The organism is Pseudomonas sp. Irchel s3a10, assembly GCF_900187525.1.
Classification (GTDB): Bacteria; Pseudomonadota; Gammaproteobacteria; order Pseudomonadales; family Pseudomonadaceae; genus Aquipseudomonas; species Aquipseudomonas koreensis_G.
Window position 1 is genome coordinate 629,351 of the sequence record NZ_FYDR01000003.1, and the last position, 17,341, is coordinate 646,691.

The 17,341-nt window shown below is 60.8% G+C and carries 14 protein-coding genes; 6 read left to right on the plus strand and 8 right to left on the minus strand.

Annotated features, from left to right (window positions below; genetic code table 11):
- From CKW11_RS12830 to CKW11_RS12855, 6 genes are read left to right on the plus strand one after another with little or no spacing between them, the layout of a single operon-like run.
- Nucleotides 1-1,443: a mannose-1-phosphate guanylyltransferase/mannose-6-phosphate isomerase gene (locus tag CKW11_RS12830; protein WP_095137795.1), complete on the plus strand. Its 1,443-nt coding sequence runs from the start codon at nt 1-3 to the stop codon at nt 1,441-1,443.
- Nucleotides 1,443-2,240: an ABC transporter permease gene (locus tag CKW11_RS12835; protein WP_047596956.1), complete on the plus strand. Its 798-nt coding sequence runs from the start codon at nt 1,443-1,445 to the stop codon at nt 2,238-2,240. The genes CKW11_RS12830 and CKW11_RS12835 overlap by 1 nt, the downstream gene beginning before the upstream one ends.
- A complete protein-coding gene (locus CKW11_RS12840) occupies nt 2,240-3,505 on the plus strand; it encodes an ABC transporter ATP-binding protein (protein ID WP_095137796.1) in 1,266 nt (421 codons plus the stop codon). The genes CKW11_RS12835 and CKW11_RS12840 overlap by 1 nt, the downstream gene beginning before the upstream one ends.
- Nucleotides 3,502-4,878, plus strand: coding sequence for a glycosyltransferase family 1 protein (locus CKW11_RS12845; protein WP_095137797.1), 1,377 nt, complete (start codon nt 3,502-3,504; stop codon nt 4,876-4,878). The genes CKW11_RS12840 and CKW11_RS12845 overlap by 4 nt, the downstream gene beginning before the upstream one ends.
- On the plus strand, nt 4,862-5,992 hold the full coding sequence (locus tag CKW11_RS12850; protein WP_095137798.1) for a glycosyltransferase family 1 protein: 1,131 nt from the start codon (nt 4,862-4,864) through the stop codon (nt 5,990-5,992). The genes CKW11_RS12845 and CKW11_RS12850 overlap by 17 nt, the downstream gene beginning before the upstream one ends.
- Nucleotides 5,993-7,123, plus strand: a complete 1,131-nt coding sequence (locus tag CKW11_RS12855; protein WP_095137799.1) for a glycosyltransferase family 4 protein — start codon at nt 5,993-5,995, stop codon at nt 7,121-7,123.
- Between the two features lie 143 nt (nt 7,124-7,266).
- Here CKW11_RS12855 and CKW11_RS12860 read toward each other — a convergent pair whose 3' ends face one another.
- From CKW11_RS12860 to atpD, 8 genes are all read right to left on the minus strand, one after another.
- Nucleotides 7,267-9,297: a pyridoxamine 5'-phosphate oxidase family protein gene (locus tag CKW11_RS12860; protein WP_095137800.1), complete on the minus strand. Its 2,031-nt coding sequence runs from the start codon at nt 9,295-9,297 to the stop codon at nt 7,267-7,269.
- A 60-nt stretch (nt 9,298-9,357) separates the two neighbouring features.
- The gene (locus CKW11_RS12865; RefSeq protein ID WP_095137801.1) at nt 9,358-9,984 is read right to left on the minus strand and encodes a glutathione S-transferase family protein; all 627 of its coding nucleotides are present in this window, start codon (nt 9,982-9,984) and stop codon (nt 9,358-9,360) included.
- A 105-nt stretch (nt 9,985-10,089) separates the two neighbouring features.
- On the minus strand, nt 10,090-11,016 hold the full coding sequence (locus CKW11_RS12870; protein ID WP_095137802.1) for a LysR family transcriptional regulator: 927 nt from the start codon (nt 11,014-11,016) through the stop codon (nt 10,090-10,092).
- Between the two features lie 75 nt (nt 11,017-11,091).
- Complete coding sequence (glmS, locus tag CKW11_RS12875; RefSeq protein WP_095137803.1) at nt 11,092-12,924, minus strand: glutamine--fructose-6-phosphate transaminase (isomerizing); 1,833 nt, start codon at nt 12,922-12,924, stop codon at nt 11,092-11,094.
- Nucleotides 12,925-12,926: 2 nt separating this feature from the next.
- Nucleotides 12,927-13,703: a DeoR/GlpR family DNA-binding transcription regulator gene (locus CKW11_RS12880; RefSeq protein ID WP_095137804.1), complete on the minus strand. Its 777-nt coding sequence runs from the start codon at nt 13,701-13,703 to the stop codon at nt 12,927-12,929.
- 228 nt (nt 13,704-13,931) lie between these two features.
- Complete coding sequence (glmU, locus tag CKW11_RS12885) at nt 13,932-15,299, minus strand: bifunctional UDP-N-acetylglucosamine diphosphorylase/glucosamine-1-phosphate N-acetyltransferase GlmU (RefSeq protein WP_095137805.1); 1,368 nt, start codon at nt 15,297-15,299, stop codon at nt 13,932-13,934.
- A gap of 117 nt (nt 15,300-15,416) precedes the next feature.
- On the minus strand, nt 15,417-15,842 hold the full coding sequence (locus CKW11_RS12890; protein WP_007954164.1) for a F0F1 ATP synthase subunit epsilon: 426 nt from the start codon (nt 15,840-15,842) through the stop codon (nt 15,417-15,419).
- Nucleotides 15,843-15,887: 45 nt separating this feature from the next.
- A complete protein-coding gene (gene atpD / locus CKW11_RS12895) occupies nt 15,888-17,267 on the minus strand; it encodes a F0F1 ATP synthase subunit beta (RefSeq protein ID WP_027610292.1) in 1,380 nt (459 codons plus the stop codon).
- Nucleotides 17,268-17,341 lie beyond the last annotated feature (74 nt).

A 17,341-nucleotide genomic window follows, 5' to 3' on the forward strand; every position in this document is an offset into this window, starting at 1 on the left:
ATGCTGATCCCCGTGATTCTGTCCGGCGGTGCCGGTACTCGTCTGTGGCCGGTGTCCCGCGAGGGCCATCCCAAGCCGTTCATGACCCTGCCCGACGGCCAGTCGCTGCTGGGCAAGACCTATCAGCGTGCCGCCGCATTGCTGGACGGCTGGGGCGACATCGTCACGGTGACCAACCGCGAGTACTACTTCCAGAGCAAGGATCACTATTGCGCCGCTCATGTGTCGCGCCATCGCGGGCATTTCCTGCTGGAGCCGACCGGGCGCAACACCGCCCCGGCGATTGCTGCGGCAGCCCTGTCGCTGCAGGCGCTGCACGGCGACGATGCGATCATGGTGGTGATGCCCGCCGATCATCTGATCGTTAATCAGCAAGCCCTCAAGAGCGCCGTCGAACACGCGGTCAACCTGGCGAAGGACGGTTATCTGGTGACCTTCGGCGTGTTGCCGACCGCCCCGGAAACCAGCTTCGGCTACATCGAAACCGGCGCGCCCCTCGACGCCAAAGGCGCGGCGAAAGTGCAGCGCTTCGTGGAAAAGCCCGACCTGCAAACGGCCACGCATTACCTGGAAAGCGGCAACTTCCTGTGGAACTCAGGCATGTTCTGCTTCACCACCGCGACCCTGATCAACGAACTGCAACTGCACGCCCCGGAGCTGCTGGAACAGACCCGCGCCTGCATGGAGGCCAGCGCCGCGGTGGAAACCGTCGGCTGCCTGCAGCAGGAACTGTCACCGACACTGTTTGCTGAGATCACCGACATCTCCATCGATTACGCGTTGATGGAACGCTCCGACAAAGTCGTGGTGGTACCCGCCGGTTTCGACTGGAGCGACATCGGTTCGTGGGGCGCCGTGGCAGCGCTGGTACCGGCCGATGCCGACAATAATCGCGCCAGCGGCGAAGCGGTCTTCATCGACAGCCACAACAACTTCGTGCAGAGCGAAGGCCGACTGGTGGCCGCCGTGGGTGTGGATAACCTGATCATCGTCGACACCGCCGACGCGGTGCTGGTGGCGCATGCCGACCGTACCCAGGATGTGCGGCGCGTCGCCCGGCAGCTCAAGGACAAATCCCACGAAGCCTACCGCCTGCATCGCACGGTGAGTCGTCCGTGGGGCACCTACACCGTGCTCGAGGAAGGCCCGCGCTTCAAGATCAAACGCATCGTGGTCAAGCCCGGCGGCAAGCTGTCGCTGCAGATGCACCATCACCGCAACGAACACTGGGTGGTGGTCGAAGGCATGGCCAAGGTCACCAACAACGGCAGCGGCACGCATCTGGTGGCCAAGAACGAATCGACATTCATTGCCGCCGGACACCGACATCGTCTGGAAAACCCCGGGGTGATCGACCTGGTGATCATCGAAGTACAAAGCGGCGAATACCTCGGTGAAGACGACATCGTGCGCTTCGAAGACCAATACGGCAGGACGGTTTGATGCTGCTTTCCCTGTATCGCTCGCTGCGCAGCTACCGCGGATTCATCCTCGGCAGCGTCAAGCGGGAGTTTCAGGCGCGTTATCGCAATTCGCTGTTCGGCGCGCTGTGGACCGTGCTCAATCCGTTGTCGATGATCGTCGTGTACACGGTGATCTTTTCCCAGATCATGCGCGCGCGCCTGCCGGGGGTCGATGACGGTCTGGCCTACAGCGTGTACCTGTGCGCCGGCCTGCTGACCTGGGGGCTGTTCGCGGAAATCACCTCGCGCAGCCAGAGCATGTTTCTGGAAAACGCCAACCTGCTGAAGAAAATCAGCTTCCCGCGCATCTGCCTGCCGGTGATTGCGCTGCTCAACGCCGGGATCAACTTCGCGATCATCCTGGCGCTGTTCTTCGGTTTTCTGCTGATCAGCGGACGCCTTCCCGGCATGGCCTTGCTGGCGCTGATTCCACTGTTGCTGGTGCAGGTGATCTTTGCGGCCGGGCTGGGGATGATCCTCGGCATCCTCAACGTATTCTTCCGCGATGTCGGGCAGATGTTCGGCATCTGCCTGCAGTTCTGGTTCTGGCTGACACCGATCGTTTACCCGCTGTCGATCCTGCCGCCGGGCATCCAGCACCTGATCAGCCTCAACCCGATGACGGCGCTGATGACCAGTTACCAGAACGTGTTCCTCTACAACCAGTGGCCGAACTGGCCGTCGCTGCTGCCGTTGCTGATCCTCGGCCTGCTGTTCTGCGCCATGGCCCTGCGCCTGTTCCGGCAACGTGTCGGCGAAATGGTGGATGAACTCTGATGGGGCATATACGCGTCAGTGGCCTGGGCAAGGCCTACAAGCAATACCCCAATCGCTGGAGCCGGCTGTTCGAGTGGCTGGTGCCGTTTTCCGGCATCCGGCACCACTTGCACTGGGTCCTGCAGGACATCGATTTCGAGATTCAACCCGGTGAAGCGGTCGGCATCGTCGGGGTCAACGGCGCGGGCAAAAGCACGCTGCTGAAGATGATCACCGGCACCACGCAACCCAGCTGCGGGCAGATTCAACTGCAGGGCCGCGTCGCCGCGCTGCTGGAACTGGGGATGGGCTTTCACCCGGACTTCACCGGCCGCCAGAACGCGTTCATGGCCGGCCAGTTGCTGGGTATGCAGGTCGAAGAGATCGAAGCGCTGATGCCGCAAATCGAGAGCTTTGCCGAAATCGGTGAAGCCATCGATCACCCGGTGCGCACCTATTCCAGCGGCATGCAGATGCGCCTGGCCTTCAGTGTTGCCACCGCCCGGCGTCCGGACATCCTGATCGTCGATGAAGCACTGTCGGTGGGCGACGCCTACTTCCAGCACAAAAGCTTCGAGCGCATCCGCAACTTCCGCAAGGCCGGCACCACGCTGCTGATCGTGTCCCACGACCGCTCTGCGATTCAGTCGATCTGCGACACTGCGATCCTGCTGGAAAACGGCCGCCTGGCCATGCGCGGCAAGCCCGAAGAAGTCATGGACTACTACAACGCCATGCTGGCCCAGCGCGAAGGCCAGATCGTGCGCCAGGAAATGCTCGCCAACGGCCAGGTGCAGACCATTTCCGGCACCGGTGAAGCGGGGATTGTCAGCGTGCGCCTGCTCGACGCTCAAGGGCGCAGTCTGGAAGTCGCGGAAGTCGGCCAGCCCGTGGTGCTGGAAGTGCAGACCGAAGTGCGGAAGGACATCGAACGGCTGGTGCTGGGCTTTCTGATCAAGGATCGCCTCGGCCAGGCGATCTACGGCATCAATACCCACCGGCAGGATCAGGCGATCAACGACCTGAGCGCGGGGGAACAGGTGACGTTCCGCTTCGCCTTCGACATGCGCCTGGGCAAGGGCAGCTATTCGGTGGCGCTGAGCCTGTCGCGCCTGGATTCGCACCTGGACCGCAACTTCGAATGGCGCGATTACGGTCTGGTCTTCCACGTCATCAACAACCGTCAGGAAGACTTCGTCGGCTGCTCGTGGCTACAGGCCCGAACCGAGATCAGCCGCTCCAGTGAAACTACCGCGCAGCAGCCGGACAGGGAGATCTCGCGATGACACGACTGTTGATGGAGTGCACCTACGTTTTCGAACACCCGTCCGCCAACTCCGGCATTCAACGGGTGGTGCGCAACGTTATTCAACAGTTGCCCGAGGCCAACGCCGAGCGCGAATGCATCCCGGTGGTAATGCTCGACGGTGCCTTGTATCAGGTGAAAAGCCTGGCGCCGATCAGAACCCCGACAATCAATCTGACCAGCCTGCGGGTGAAGCTGGAACAGTGGGCCAACGGCTTCTGGCTGCGCCATCGCGCGCTCGAACGACGCCGGCCTTTCAGCCAGTCGCATTTCGCCCGGCGGGTGTTGTACGTGCTCTGCCGGCTCACCGCGTTCGCCTGTTTCAGCCTGCCGATGCGCGTGCTCGGGCGCCTGCTCAAGGGCAAAGCGATTCCGAAGCGTTGCGTGCCGTTGCAACATCGGGCCGGCGATCAACTGGTGTTGCTCGACTCGTCCTGGCACGCCAATTTTTTCCCCTTGGCCGAACAACTCAAACGCGATGGCGTCGGTATCGTTTCAGTGATCTACGACCTGATCCCGCTGACCCATCCGCAGTTTTGCGACGCGGGTCTGGTCAAGGTGTTCAACGACTGGTTCGACTGGATCGCGCGCACCGCTGACGGCTATGTCGCGATCTCGACCACCATCCGCGATCAGGTGCGCCAGGAGATGCTGCGCCGGGTCGGCACGCAACAGGTGCAGCAGCGCTGGTTCGATTATTTCCACCTCGGTTCCGAACTGGACCTTAGCGACGCCGCAGCGGAGGTCGATCGCCACCTGCTGAACCTGTTCAAGACCCCGGAGCCAGTATTCCTGATGGTCAGCACCATCGAGCCGCGCAAGAACCACGCCTACCTGCTCGATGCCTTCGAACAGGCCTGGGCTGCCGGCTCCACGGCGCGCTTGTGCATTGTCGGGAAAATCGGCTGGAAGTGCGAGGCGCTGATCGAGCGGATTCGCCAGCATCCACAACTGAACCGTCGCCTGTTCATGTTCAACTCGCTGTCGGACAAGAGCCTCGAGCACGCCTACTCCCACGCCACCGCACTGGTGTTCCCGTCGCACGTCGAGGGTTTCGGCCTGCCTTTGGTGGAAGCCATGCAACGCGGGCTGCCGGCGATGGCCAGCGACATCCCGGTGTTCCGCGAAATCGGCGGCGATTACATGGCGTATTTCGATCTGCACAACCCGCAGAGCCTTACCGACCTGGTGCTCGGGATGGAGCGCTCGGGGGAATTTCCGGCGCCCATGAGCCTGGATCAATGGCGCTGGCTGAGCTGGCGCGAAGCAAGCGCGCAACTGGTGCAGCGCATCGAGCGCAACCTGAACCATCCACTGCCCGCACCCGAAGGCCAGCATGCGCATTGCTCTTAACGCGCGGATTCTTCAGGCGCCACGCACCGGCATCGGCCATTACGTCGCCGAACTGGTCCGCGCCTTGCGCGACACAACCGATATCGAAGTGGCGTTGTTCCACGGCTGGGGCTGGAGTTCGGCCTTGCCGGAGGCGGCCATGCCCGGCTACTCGCGCCTGACGCCATTGCTGCGGCAGATCCCCGGGGCCTATCAGGCGCGGCGCTGGCTGGAGCAGAAACGCTTCGATCAGGGCCGGGCGCAAGGCATTGATCTGTATCACGAGCCGAGCCTGTGGCCGCTGGCCTTCGACGGCCCGACCGTGATCACCCTGCATGACCTGACCCATCTGCATTTTCCTGACAGCCAACCGGCGGCGCGCCTCAAGGAAATCGAACGGCGCCTGACCGTTGGCGTGCAACAGGCGCAACGGATCATCACCGACTCGCAGGCGATTGCCGACGAGGCCCAAGCCTGGTTCGGTCTGCCGGCCGAGCGCTTTGTGGTGGCGCCACTGGGTGTGGCCGAACGCTTCCACCCACGAGAACCGTACACCATCGACGCAGTGCTCAAGGCGCATGCCGTTGCCCCGCGTGAGTATTTCCTGTGTGTCGGCACCCTGGAACCGCGCAAGAATCTGAGCCTGGCGCTGCGTGCCCACGCTCTGCTACCGGAGGCCGTGCGCCAGCGTTTTCCTCTTCTGATCGTCGGCATGGCCGGTTGGCAACAGACGCAGTTCAGCGATGAACTGCGCCAGGCCCTGGCCTCAGGGCACGTTTGCCTGCTTGGTTATCTGCCGGATGAACAGGTCGCACAACTGCTCGCCGGCGCCCGGGCGCTGGTGTTTCCGTCGTTGTATGAAGGCTTCGGTTTGCCGGTACTGGAAGCCATGGCCAGTGGCACCCCGGTGATCCTCACCCGTTCTTCAGCCATGCCGGAGGTCGCCGGGGCGGCAGGCAACTATATTGAACCTGACGATGCACACGGCTTGCGCGATGCGCTCAACCGTCTGATCGATGATCAAGCGCATTGGCAGGCCTGCCGAGAAGCCGGATTGCACCGGACGCGGCTTTTTTCCTGGGAACGTTGTGCACAGGCCACCGCCAGTGCCTACCGCCAGGCCATGGGAGGCTGAATGAGAGTTCTTCATTTCTACAAGACGTACCTGCCAGATTCGGTCGGCGGCATCGAACAAGTGATCTTCCAGTTCTGCGAAAGCGGCGCGCATCACGGCATCGACGGCCAGGTGCTGACCCTCAGCGCCGACCCGACCCCGCCCGTGGTGCAACTGGGCCGACACGAAGTGCATCGCGCCAGACTCGACATCCAGTTCGCCTCCACCGGGTTTTCCCGGAGCGTGTTCAAACAGTTTCGCGAGCTTGCCGCCGAAGCCGACGTGGTCAACTACCACTTCCCGTGGCCGTTCATGGATCTGGTGCATTTCGTCAGCGGCATGAACAAACCGAGCGTGGTGACCTATCACTCGGACATCATTCGCCAGAAACATCTGCTCAAACTCTACCGGCCGCTGATGAACCGTTTTCTCGCCAGCGCCGACCGGATTGTCGCGGCCTCGCCCAACTATCTGCACACCAGTGACGTGTTGCAGCAGTTCCAGGACAAGACCCGGGTGATTACATACGGTTTGAACAAGGCCGGTTATCCACAGGCTGACAGCGAACGGATGAATCGCTGGCGCCAGCAGCTTGGGGATAAGTTTTTCCTGTTCGTCGGAGTCATGCGTTATTACAAGGGCTTGCACATCCTCCTCGATGCCTTGAAGGACGTGGACTATCCAGTGGTCATCGTCGGTGCCGGACCACTGGAACTGGAGTTGCACGCCCAGGCTGCGGCGCTGGGCCTGCGCAATATCCACTTCCTCGGGCGCCTGGGCGATGAAGACAAGGTCGCCCTGTTGCAACTGAGCTACGCCATCGTCTTCCCGTCGCACCTGCGTTCCGAAGCGTTCGGCATTTCGCTGCTCGAAGGCGCGATGTACGGCAAACCGATGATCTCCAGCGAAATCGGTACCGGCACCAGCTACATCAATATCCACAACGAAACCGGGCTGGTGGTGCCGCCGAGCAATCCACTGGCGTTTCGCGAGGCGATGCGTATCCTCTGGGAAAACCCCGAACGCGCAGCAGCCATGGGCATAAAGGCCGAGGCGCGTTACCGGCAGTTGTTTACCGCCGACGAGATGGGCCGCAAGTGGACCGAGTTGTATCAGGAGCTACTGGAAGAGAAAGACCTGTCTTACGCCTGATCCCGTTGCTGAAACACATCACCCTGTGGGAGCGGGCTTGCTCGCGAAAGCGGTCTTTCAGTAAACAATGATGTCGACTGACCTGACGCCTTCGCGAGCAAGCCCGCTCCCACAGGGGGGTGGTAGTGATTTCAGATGAGCCGTCAGAGATCCAGCACCAGCAATTGCTCACTCTGTGCCGGCACCGCGCAACAAATCAGCACATGCCCCGCTTCTGGCATGTCTGCCGGTGGCTGTGGATAATTCACCGCGCCACTGACCAGACGTGTCTTGCAGGTGCCGCACGAACCTCCCCGGCAACTGAACTCGGGGCGCAGGCCACGGCTTTCTGCGAGCTCCAGCAGACTGCCGCCGTCCGGCTGCCAGCGCGCCTCTTTGGCAGAACGCTCGAACATCACCGGCACAGACGTGATGGCGGCCGGCGGTTGCTCAATGACCAGCGCATCCGGGTCCGGCTGGCGCATGAGCGTCGACGGGCCGAAGGTTTCGGCATGGATCCGCGCGTCGCGAATGTCCAGCTCGCGCAGACTGTCGTAGACACTTTGGGTAAAAGCGCCGGGACCACAGACAGCAAAATCGATCTGGTCGTAATCCTCGACCTCCAGCAGATCGCGAAGCAGTGCCCGATCAATGCGCCCATGGCGGTCGAAATCCTCGCCCTCGTGCGCATCGGCTTCCGGCTGACTGAGCAGGCGAATCACCCGTATCGCATCGCCAGCACTTTCCAGCACGCGATCGATTTCCTCGCGAAACGGCTGATCGGCCAGGCTGCGTGAACTCTGCAGCAACCACGTCGGCCGAATCCGCCGCGTGCGCAGGCCTTGGTACACCACCTCACGCAGCATCGACAGCAACGGCGTGATGCCAACCCCCGCCGCCAGCAGCACCAGTGGCCGGTGTTCCAGCGGTGCCACGGTAAAGTGCCCCTGTGGTGCCCGCGCCTCAAGGACATCGCCGACCCGGATCTGCTGGTGCAAATGGCCTGAAACCAGGCCCTCGCGTTTCACACTGATGCGCAGGAAATCATCCGATGGCGCACTCGACAGGCTGTAGGTGCGGATATGCGTTTCACCGCCCAGAGTGAAGCGCAGCGGCAGATGCTGGCCGGCCTGAAACACCGGCATTCCTGCGCCATCGTCCGGTTGCAGATAGATCGAACGAATGTGCTGGCTCTCCCTTTCGATGCGGGTCACCCGCAGCGGCCGCCAGCGGTCACCCAGCGCTTTGGCCTGCAAGCGTGCATCGGCCTGGGCCCAGGTGCCGGTCAGCAGGCTGGTGGGTGACATGCCGTCGAAGCGCCAGCGCAAGGCCAGTGCCGCCGGACGCCGCACCAGTTTCTCCACCTCGAATGTCCACAGGCGCTCGGCGCCCTGGAACGCTTCGATCTGCGGCCCGTCGAGGATGATCTCGGTTCGCCCGCTCAGTTGCAGCACATCGCCTGTGGAAAAGTCGATGAACAGCAGACCAGCCTTGGGATTGAGCAGCAGGTTGCCGAGCGTGTTGAAGTGCAGATTGCCGGCAAAATCCGGGATGGTCAGGCGATTACCTTCAACCCGGACAAACCCGGCCTGCCCACCACGATGCGAAACATCCACCGCACGTTGTCCCTCCGCGTCGACGTAGCTGGCGACAAAGAAGGTGTCGGCGCCTTCGATCATGACTCTGGCCGCATCATCAAGACCGTCGCGGTGCTGCGCTGGTCGCGTCTGCGGATCGGTCAGCGGCACGCGCTGGAACTGGCGCAGTTGAATGTATTGCGGACAGTTGCCGAAAGCCTGATCCACGCTCACCTCGAAACCCTGCACGGTCAGATTGTCGACATGACCGTTGAGGCGATTGCGGCGGCGAGTATGCAATTCAATGCCGAGCAACCCGATCGGCTCGCCATTGCGCAATTGCGCCGGATCATCGGCAGCGGGTTGGCTGGCGAAATGCAGATGCTCGGGATCAGGCGAATGAGCAAACCCCGGCGCACCTTCGAGCACGCTGGCCCATGGACGCCCGTCAGCATCGACCGCGCCGTACAGCATGAACGGTAACTGCTCATAAAATGCGCGGTGCTGATCCGGCATCCAGTCGCGAATCACTTTTCGGCCGAAGGCCTCCATGCGCTCGGCAACGCCGACATGGGCCTGCAGTTGTTGCTCGCCAGCGTGCCACGGTGAACGTTCCATCACGCATCTCCCCGCGCCGCCGGCGCATTGTGGATAACTCGATCAGATCGGGCTTGAACCTCAGGCAGTCTTTTGCAGACCGGCGACCGTGCGCGGCATGCCGACAAAACCGGGCAAGGCTTCAACCCGCGCCAGCCAGGCGCGCACATTGGCGTAGTCGTCCAGCGACACGTTGCCTTCCGGCGCATGGGCGATGTAGCTGTAGGCGGACACGTCGGCGATGGTCGGCTCGCTGCCGGCCAGGTACGGGGTCTTGCCCAGCTCCACCTCCATCACCTTGAGCAGGTTGTGCGCACGGGTAATCGCTTCTTCAGCATTCAACTGTGCGCCAAATACCGTCACCAACCGTGCAGCAGCAGGTCCGAAAGCAATCGGCCCGGCAGCCGCCGACAACCAGCGCTGCACCCGTGCCGCACCGACCGGATCGGTTGGCAGCCAACGGCCGTGGCCGTACTTCTGCGCCAGATACACCAGAATCGCATTGGAATCGGCCAGCACCACGCCGCCGTCGTCGATCGCCGGTACCTGGCCAAAACTATTGATCGCCAGATATGCCGGCTGCTTGTGCTCACCCTTGGCCAGATCAACGAAGATCAGCTCGGTCGGCAGTTGCAGCAGGGACAACATCAGCTCGACACGGTGGGCGTGGCCGGAACGTGGAAAGTTGTAGAGTTTGATCGCTTGCATGGTCGACTCCGCTGAACAGGGGCGCCGCTGCGGGAATGAGAGCGCCGATGGGGGCCATCTTCCCCCTATCGCGGAAAGAACAGAATCACCAGTAACTGCAATCGATTATTTCATTGAGCGCAATAACGCGGCGCCTTTCAAAGCAGGGTGTTCGCGCAAAGCCTCGGCGGTGAAATCGACAAAACTGCGAATCCGCGCTGGCGCTTTGCGCCCGCCCTGATACACCACATGGATCGGCAGCGGCGGCAGTTCAAATTCGGCGAGGACGATTTCCAGCTCACCGGTCGCGATTTTGCTGGCGACCTGATAAGACAGCACCCGGGTCAACCCCAGCCCCATGCAGGCTGCGGTAATCGCTGCCTGATTGGCGGTCACGATCAGACGCGGCTCAGGACGCACGCTGAGCGGTTCGCCAGCGTCGAGAAACGGCCAACTGCGTTGCTGGCCAATGGCCGAAGTCGCCACCACAGGCGCACCCGCCAACGCGTGAGGATGAACCGGGCGGCCATACTCGGCAAAATATTCGGGAGAGCCGCAAATGACCCGACGCACCTCCCCCACGCGAATCGCATGCTGGTTGCTGTCCGGCAGATCACCAATGCGCACCGCAACATCGATGCCCTCTTCGACCATGTTGACGATCCGATCGACCAGTACCGCGTTGATCGTGACGTCTGGATACTGCGCGAGATAACGCGCCATCACCGGCGTCACAAACAAGTCACCGAACAGCACTGGCGCCGTCACCGTCAATTGCCCACGAGGCTGGGCATGACTGCCCGCCGCCGAATCCTCGGCTTCCTGCACCTCGGCAAGAATTCTCCGACAGTCTTCCAGATAACGCTGACCGGACTCGCTCAGATGCACAGTGCGCGTGGTCCGAATCAACAACTGCGTACCGATGCGCTGCTCCAGCGCCGCCACCGCTCGGGTGACACTCGCTGCGGACAAGCCAAGACGTCGCGCCGCTGCCGAGAAGCCTTGCTCCTGAGCCACGGTGGCGAAGATCTGCATTTCCTGGAAACGGTCCATGGATGGCCTCGATTCAGATACAAAAATCGCAGCCGAGGCTGCGATTTTTGCGGGTCAATGTCAGCTGTGGATAACTTATTCCACCGTCACCGACTTCGCCAGGTTGCGTGGCTGGTCGACGTCAGTGCCTTTGAGTACGGCGACGTAGTACGACAGCAACTGCAGCGGGATGGTGTAGAGGATCGGCGACAGGATGTCGTGGATGTGCGGCATCTGCACCACGTGGGTGCCTTCGCCGTTGGACATCCCGGCCTTCTCGTCGGCGAACACGATCAGTTCACCGCCACGGGCGCGGACTTCCTGCAGGTTGGACTTGAGCTTCTCCAACAGTTCGTTGTTCGGCGCCACGGTGACCACTGGCATGTCGTTATCCACAAGCGCCAGAGGGCCGTGCTTCAACTCACCGGCCGGATAGGCTTCGGCGTGGATGTAGGAGATTTCCTTGAGCTTCAAGGCGCCCTCCATTGCGACCGGGAACTGCGCGCCACGGCCGAGGAACAGGGTGTGGTTCTTCTCGGCGAACAGTTCGGCGATTTTTTCCACGGTGCTGTCCATCGCCAGTGCTTCGCCCAGACGGGTCGGCAGACGACGCAATTCTTCCACCAGCGTGGCTTCAACGTCTTTTCCGAGCGTGCCGCGTACCTGACCCAGCGACAGGGTCAGCAGCAACAGGCCAACCAACTGCGTGGTGAACGCCTTGGTCGAGGCCACACCGATTTCGCGACCAGCCTGAGTCAGCAAAGTCAGGTCGGATTCACGCACCAGCGAACTGATGCCGACGTTGCAGATCGCCAGGCTGGCGAGGAAGCCCAGTTCCTTGGCATTACGCAGCGCGGCCAGGGTGTCGGCGGTTTCGCCGGACTGGGAAATGGTGACGAACAGGGTGTCCGGCTGCACTACCACTTTGCGGTAGCGGAACTCACTGGCGACTTCGACTTGGCACGGAATACCGGCCAGTTCTTCGAGCCAGTAACGCGCGACCATACCGGCGTGGTAACTGGTACCGCAGGCAACGATCTGCACGTTGCGCACTTTGGCGAACAGTTCGGCAGCCTGTGGACCGAAGGCCTGCACCAATACCTGATTCGGACTCAGACGGCCCTCCAGGGTGCGTTGCACAACGGAGGGTTGCTCATGGATTTCCTTGAGCATGTAGTGGCGGAACTCACCCTTGTCGGCGGCTTCGGCACCATCGCTGTACTGGACGGTCTGGCGCTCGACGGTTTGACCGTTTACATCCCAGATCTGCACGCTGTCGGGGCGAATTTCGGCGATATCGCCCTCTTCCAGGTACATGAAGCGGTCAGTGACCTGGCGCAGGGCCAACTGGTCGGACGCGAGGAAGTTCTCGCCCAAGCCCAGACCGATCACCAGCGGGCTGCCACTGCGCGCGGCTACCAGACGATCCGGTTGTTGTGCATTGATCACCGCCAGACCGTAGGCACCGTGCAGTTCCTTGACGGTGGCTTTCAACGCTACGGTCAGGTCAGGTTGATCCTTGAGTTTGTGGCTCAGCAGGTGCGCGATGACTTCGGTATCGGTGTCCGAGGTAAATACGTAACCCAGCGCCTTCAGTTGCTCACGCAGGGCTTCGTGGTTCTCGATGATGCCGTTGTGCACCACGGCAATATCACCGGAGAAATGCGGGTGCGCGTTACGCTCGCAAGGTGCACCATGCGTCGCCCAACGGGTGTGGGCGATACCGAGACGGCCAACCAGCGGCTGTGCAGCCAATGCTGCTTCCAGTTCGCTGACCTTGCCCGGACGACGCATGCGCTCAAGCGTCTGCTCGTTGGTGTAGACCGCCACACCGGCGCTATCATAGCCGCGGTATTCAAGGCGCTTGAGGCCTTCGAGCAAGATAGCGGTGATATTACGTTCAGCTACTGCGCCGACAATTCCACACATGCTTATTTCTCCTGACTGACAGCCGCGCAAATCAATGTGATACCGCGGGCCTGAATCTGATCGCGGGCCTCTTGTGGCAGGCGATCATCGGTAATGAGGGTATGGACACTGCTCCACGGCAGCTCCAGGTTGGGAATCTTGCGGCCGATCTTGTCGGCCTCGACCATCACGATCACTTCCCGCGCCACATCGGCCATCACCCGGCTCAGACCGAGCAACTCGTTGAACGTGGTCGTGCCGCGCACCAGATCGATACCATCGGCGCCGATAAACAACTGGTCAAAGTCGTAAGAGCGTAGTACCTGCTCAGCCACCTGGCCCTGGAAGGACTCCGAATGCGGATCCCAGGTGCCGCCGGTCATCAGCAGCACCGGCTCGTGTTCGAGTTCGCTCAGGGCGTTGGCGACATGCAGGGAATTGGTCATGACGACCAGACCCGGCTGCTGGCCAAGCTCGGGGATCATGGCGGCGGTGGTGCTGCCGCTGTCAATAATGATGCGGGCATGCTCGCGGATGCGTTTGACGGCAGCACGGGCAATCGCCTGTTTGTACTTTGAAACGCTTTGGCCTGGTTCCGCGACCAGTTCCTGCGGCATGGTGATCGCTCCGCCATAACGACGCAGCAACAGACCATGGCTTTCCAGCGCAGCCAGATCCTTGCGGATCGTAACCTCAGAAGTTTCGAAGCGCTTGGCCAGTTCATCCACACTGACTTCGCCCTGCTCATTCAGCAAGGCGAGGATATTGTGTCGGCGTTGGGGCGTGTTGCGTTTCGACATGACGGTCTAAGTTTCGATTCGAAAGATAACGGAAGCAATCAAAACCTATCGGCCATAAATCGTCAAGCGACAGATCGAAAATTTTAGAAACGACACAGACGAATGTGGGAGCGGGCTTGCTCGCGAATGCGGAGGGTCAGCCACTGAAATGTGAAACTGAAACACCGCATTCGCGAGCAAGCCCGCTCCCACATCTGGATTCAAGCATTAAGGGCAGCTGTGGATAACTCAGCTCTTCTTGATCTTCTCCGGCCGCTTCCAGCCATCGATATTCTTTTGCCGCGCCCGACCAACGGCCAACTGGGCGTTATCCACATTCTGGGTGATGGTCGAGCCAGCCGCGGTGGTTGCCCCGGAAGAGATATCCACAGGTGCCACCAACGAGTTATTGGAGCCGATGAACACATCTTCGCCCAACACGGTTTTCCACTTGTTGGCGCCATCGTAGTTGCAGGTAATGGTGCCCGCGCCAATGTTGGTGCGGGCGCCGATTTCCGCGTCGCCGAGATAGGTCAGATGCCCGGCCTTGGCGCCCTCACCCATGCGCGCGTTTTTCAGTTCGACAAAGTTACCCACATGCGCGCGCGCTTCTAGCACTGTGCCCGGACGCAGACGGGCAAATGGACCGGCATCACTGCCTTCACCAAGAATTGCGCCTTCGATGTGGCTGTTGGCCTTGATCACCACGCCTTTGCGCAAGGTGCTGTCCTTGATCACGCAGTTCGGACCGATCACCACGTCGTCTTCGATGACAACATTGCCTTCGAGGATCACGTTGACGTCGATCAGCACATCGCGACCGACGGTGACTTCGCCACGCACATCGAAACGCGCCGGATCACGCAGGGTCACGCCTTGCGTCATCAGCCGGCGACCAGCACGCAACTGGTAATGCCGCTCCAGCTCGGAGAGTTGCTTACGATCATTGGCGCCCTGCACTTCCATCGGGTCGTGCGGTTGCTCGGTAGCCACCACCAAGCCGTCATTAACCGCCATCTCGATTACGTCGGTCAGGTAGTACTCGCCTTGCGCGTTGTTGTTCGACAGGCGGCTCATCCAGTCGGCGAGACGATTGGCCGGGACGGCGAGGATGCCGGTGTTGCCTTCGGTGATTGCGCGCTGGGCTTCACTGGCATCTTTATGCTCAACAATGGCAGCGACCTTACCGTCAGCGTTGCGCACGATGCGACCGTAACCGGTCGGGTCTTCCAGCTCGACGGTCAACAGGCCCATCTGGCCCGGAACGACGTGCTTGAGCAGGCGCTGCAGGGTTTCGACTTCGATCAACGGCACATCGCCGTAAAGAATCAGTACGGTGTCGGCGCTGATGAACGGCACAGCCTGAGCGGTGGCATGACCGGTACCAAGCTGTTTGTCCTGCAATACGAAATTCAGATCATCAGCCGCCAGGCGCTCACGCACCACATCGGCGCCATGGCCAATGACCACATGGATGCGCTGCGGATCAAGTTGCCGCGCGCTGTGGATAACATGGCCAAGCATGGAATTGCCGGCGACCGGGTGCAACACCTTCGGCAATGCCGAGCGCATACGGGTGCCTTGACCGGCCGCGAGGATAACGATTTCGAGAGACATGACTGGCTACCAATCCTGGGTGGTCAGCAACTGCGACCGGGTTGTAAAAATCGGAAAAGAAAAAAGGGTAGCCGAGGCTACCCTTTTTTATCAATCGCACAACAAGTGGCTGACGGATTAACCGCCAAACTTCTTGCGGATCTGCTGGACGGTGCGCAGCTGAGCTGCAGCCTCGGCCAGACGTGCGGACGCAGCTCCGTAATCGAAATCTGCGCTCTTCTCGTGCAGAGCAGCCTCGGCAGCCTTGAGAGCTGCTTGAGCCTGAGCTTCATCCAGGTCGGCGGCACGTTGCACAGTGTCGGCAAGAACCTTGACCATGTTCGGCTGAACCTCGAGGAAACCACCGGAGATGTAGAACACCTCGGCTTCCCCGCCTTGCTTGATCAGGCGGATCGGACCTGGCTTCAGATTAGTGATCAGCGGCGCGTGACCCAGAGCGATACCAAGATCACCCAGTGCACCGTGCGCAATCACCATCTCGACCAGGCCGGAAAAGATTTCCCCTTCCGCACTGACGATATCGCAATGGACTGTCATAGCCATCTGATTGCCTCAACCTAAATTAGCGCCCGTTGCCGGGCGCCGGGATTACAGTTTCTTGGCTTTCTCGATCGCTTCTTCGATGCCGCCAACCATGTAGAACGCTTGTTCTGGCAGGTGGTCGTAGTCACCGTTGAGGATGCCTTTGAAGCCAGCAATGGTGTCTTTCAGGGAAACGTATTTACCCGAAGCACCGGTGAAGACTTCAGCCACGAAGAACGGCTGCGACAAGAAGCGCTGGATCTTACGAGCACGGTTAACCAACTGTTTGTCGGCTTCCGACAGCTCGTCCATACCCAAAATCGCGATGATGTCTTTCAGCTCTTTGTAACGTTGCAGAACGTACTGAACGCCGCGAGCGGTGTCGTAGTGGTCCTGGCCGATTACGTTCGGATCCAGCTGGCGCGAGGTCGAATCCAGTGGATCTACCGCTGGGTAGATACCCAGGGAGGCGATGTCACGGGACAGAACGACGGTGGCGTCCAAGTGGGCGAAGGTGGTCGCTGGCGACGGGTCGGTCAAGTCGTCCGCAGGTACGTATACCGCTTGGATCGAGGTGATCGAACCTTCTTTGGTCGAAGTGATACGTTCTTGCAGAACGCCCATCTCTTCGGCCAGAGTCGGCTGGTAACCTACTGCCGAAGGCATACGGCCCAGCAGTGCGGATACTTCAGTACCGGCCAGGGTGTAACGATAGATGTTGTCGACGAACAGCAGAACGTCGTTACCTTCGTCACGGAACTTCTCGGCCATGGTCAGGCCGGTCAGGGCTACGCGCAGACGGTTTCCCGGCGGCTCGTTCATCTGACCGTAAACCAGTGCCACTTTGTCCAGAACGTTGGAGTCCTTCATCTCGTGGTAGAAGTCGTTACCCTCACGAGTACGCTCACCCACACCGGCGAACACGGAATAACCGCTGTGCTCGATGGCGATGTTACGGATCAGTTCCATCATGTTTACGGTTTTGCCTACACCGGCACCACCGAACAGACCGACTTTACCGCCTTTGGCAAACGGGCAAACCAGGTCGATAACCTTGATGCCGGTTTCCAGCAGGTCGTTGCCGCCTGCTTGCTCAGCGAACGAAGGTGCTGCGCGGTGAATGCCCCAGCGCTCTTCGGTGTCGATCGGACCGGCTTCGTCGATCGGGTTACCCAAGACGTCCATGATCCGGCCCAGAGTCGCTTTACCGACCGGTACGGAGATGGCTGCGCCGGAATCGGTAACTTCCAGGCCGCGCTTCAAGCCCTCGGTGGAACCCATCGCAATGGTGCGAACCACGCCGTCGCCCAGCTGCTGCTGAACTTCCAGAGTGGTTTCGGCCGCGCTGACTACTTTCAGCGCGTTGTAGATGCTCGGTACGCTGTCGCGTGGAAATTCCACGTCGATAACGGCGCCGATGATTTGAACGATACGTCCGCTACTCATAGCTGGATCCTCTGAATATTTGAACCGTTAAACCGCGGCAGCGCCGCCGACGATTTCCGAGATCTCTTGGGTGA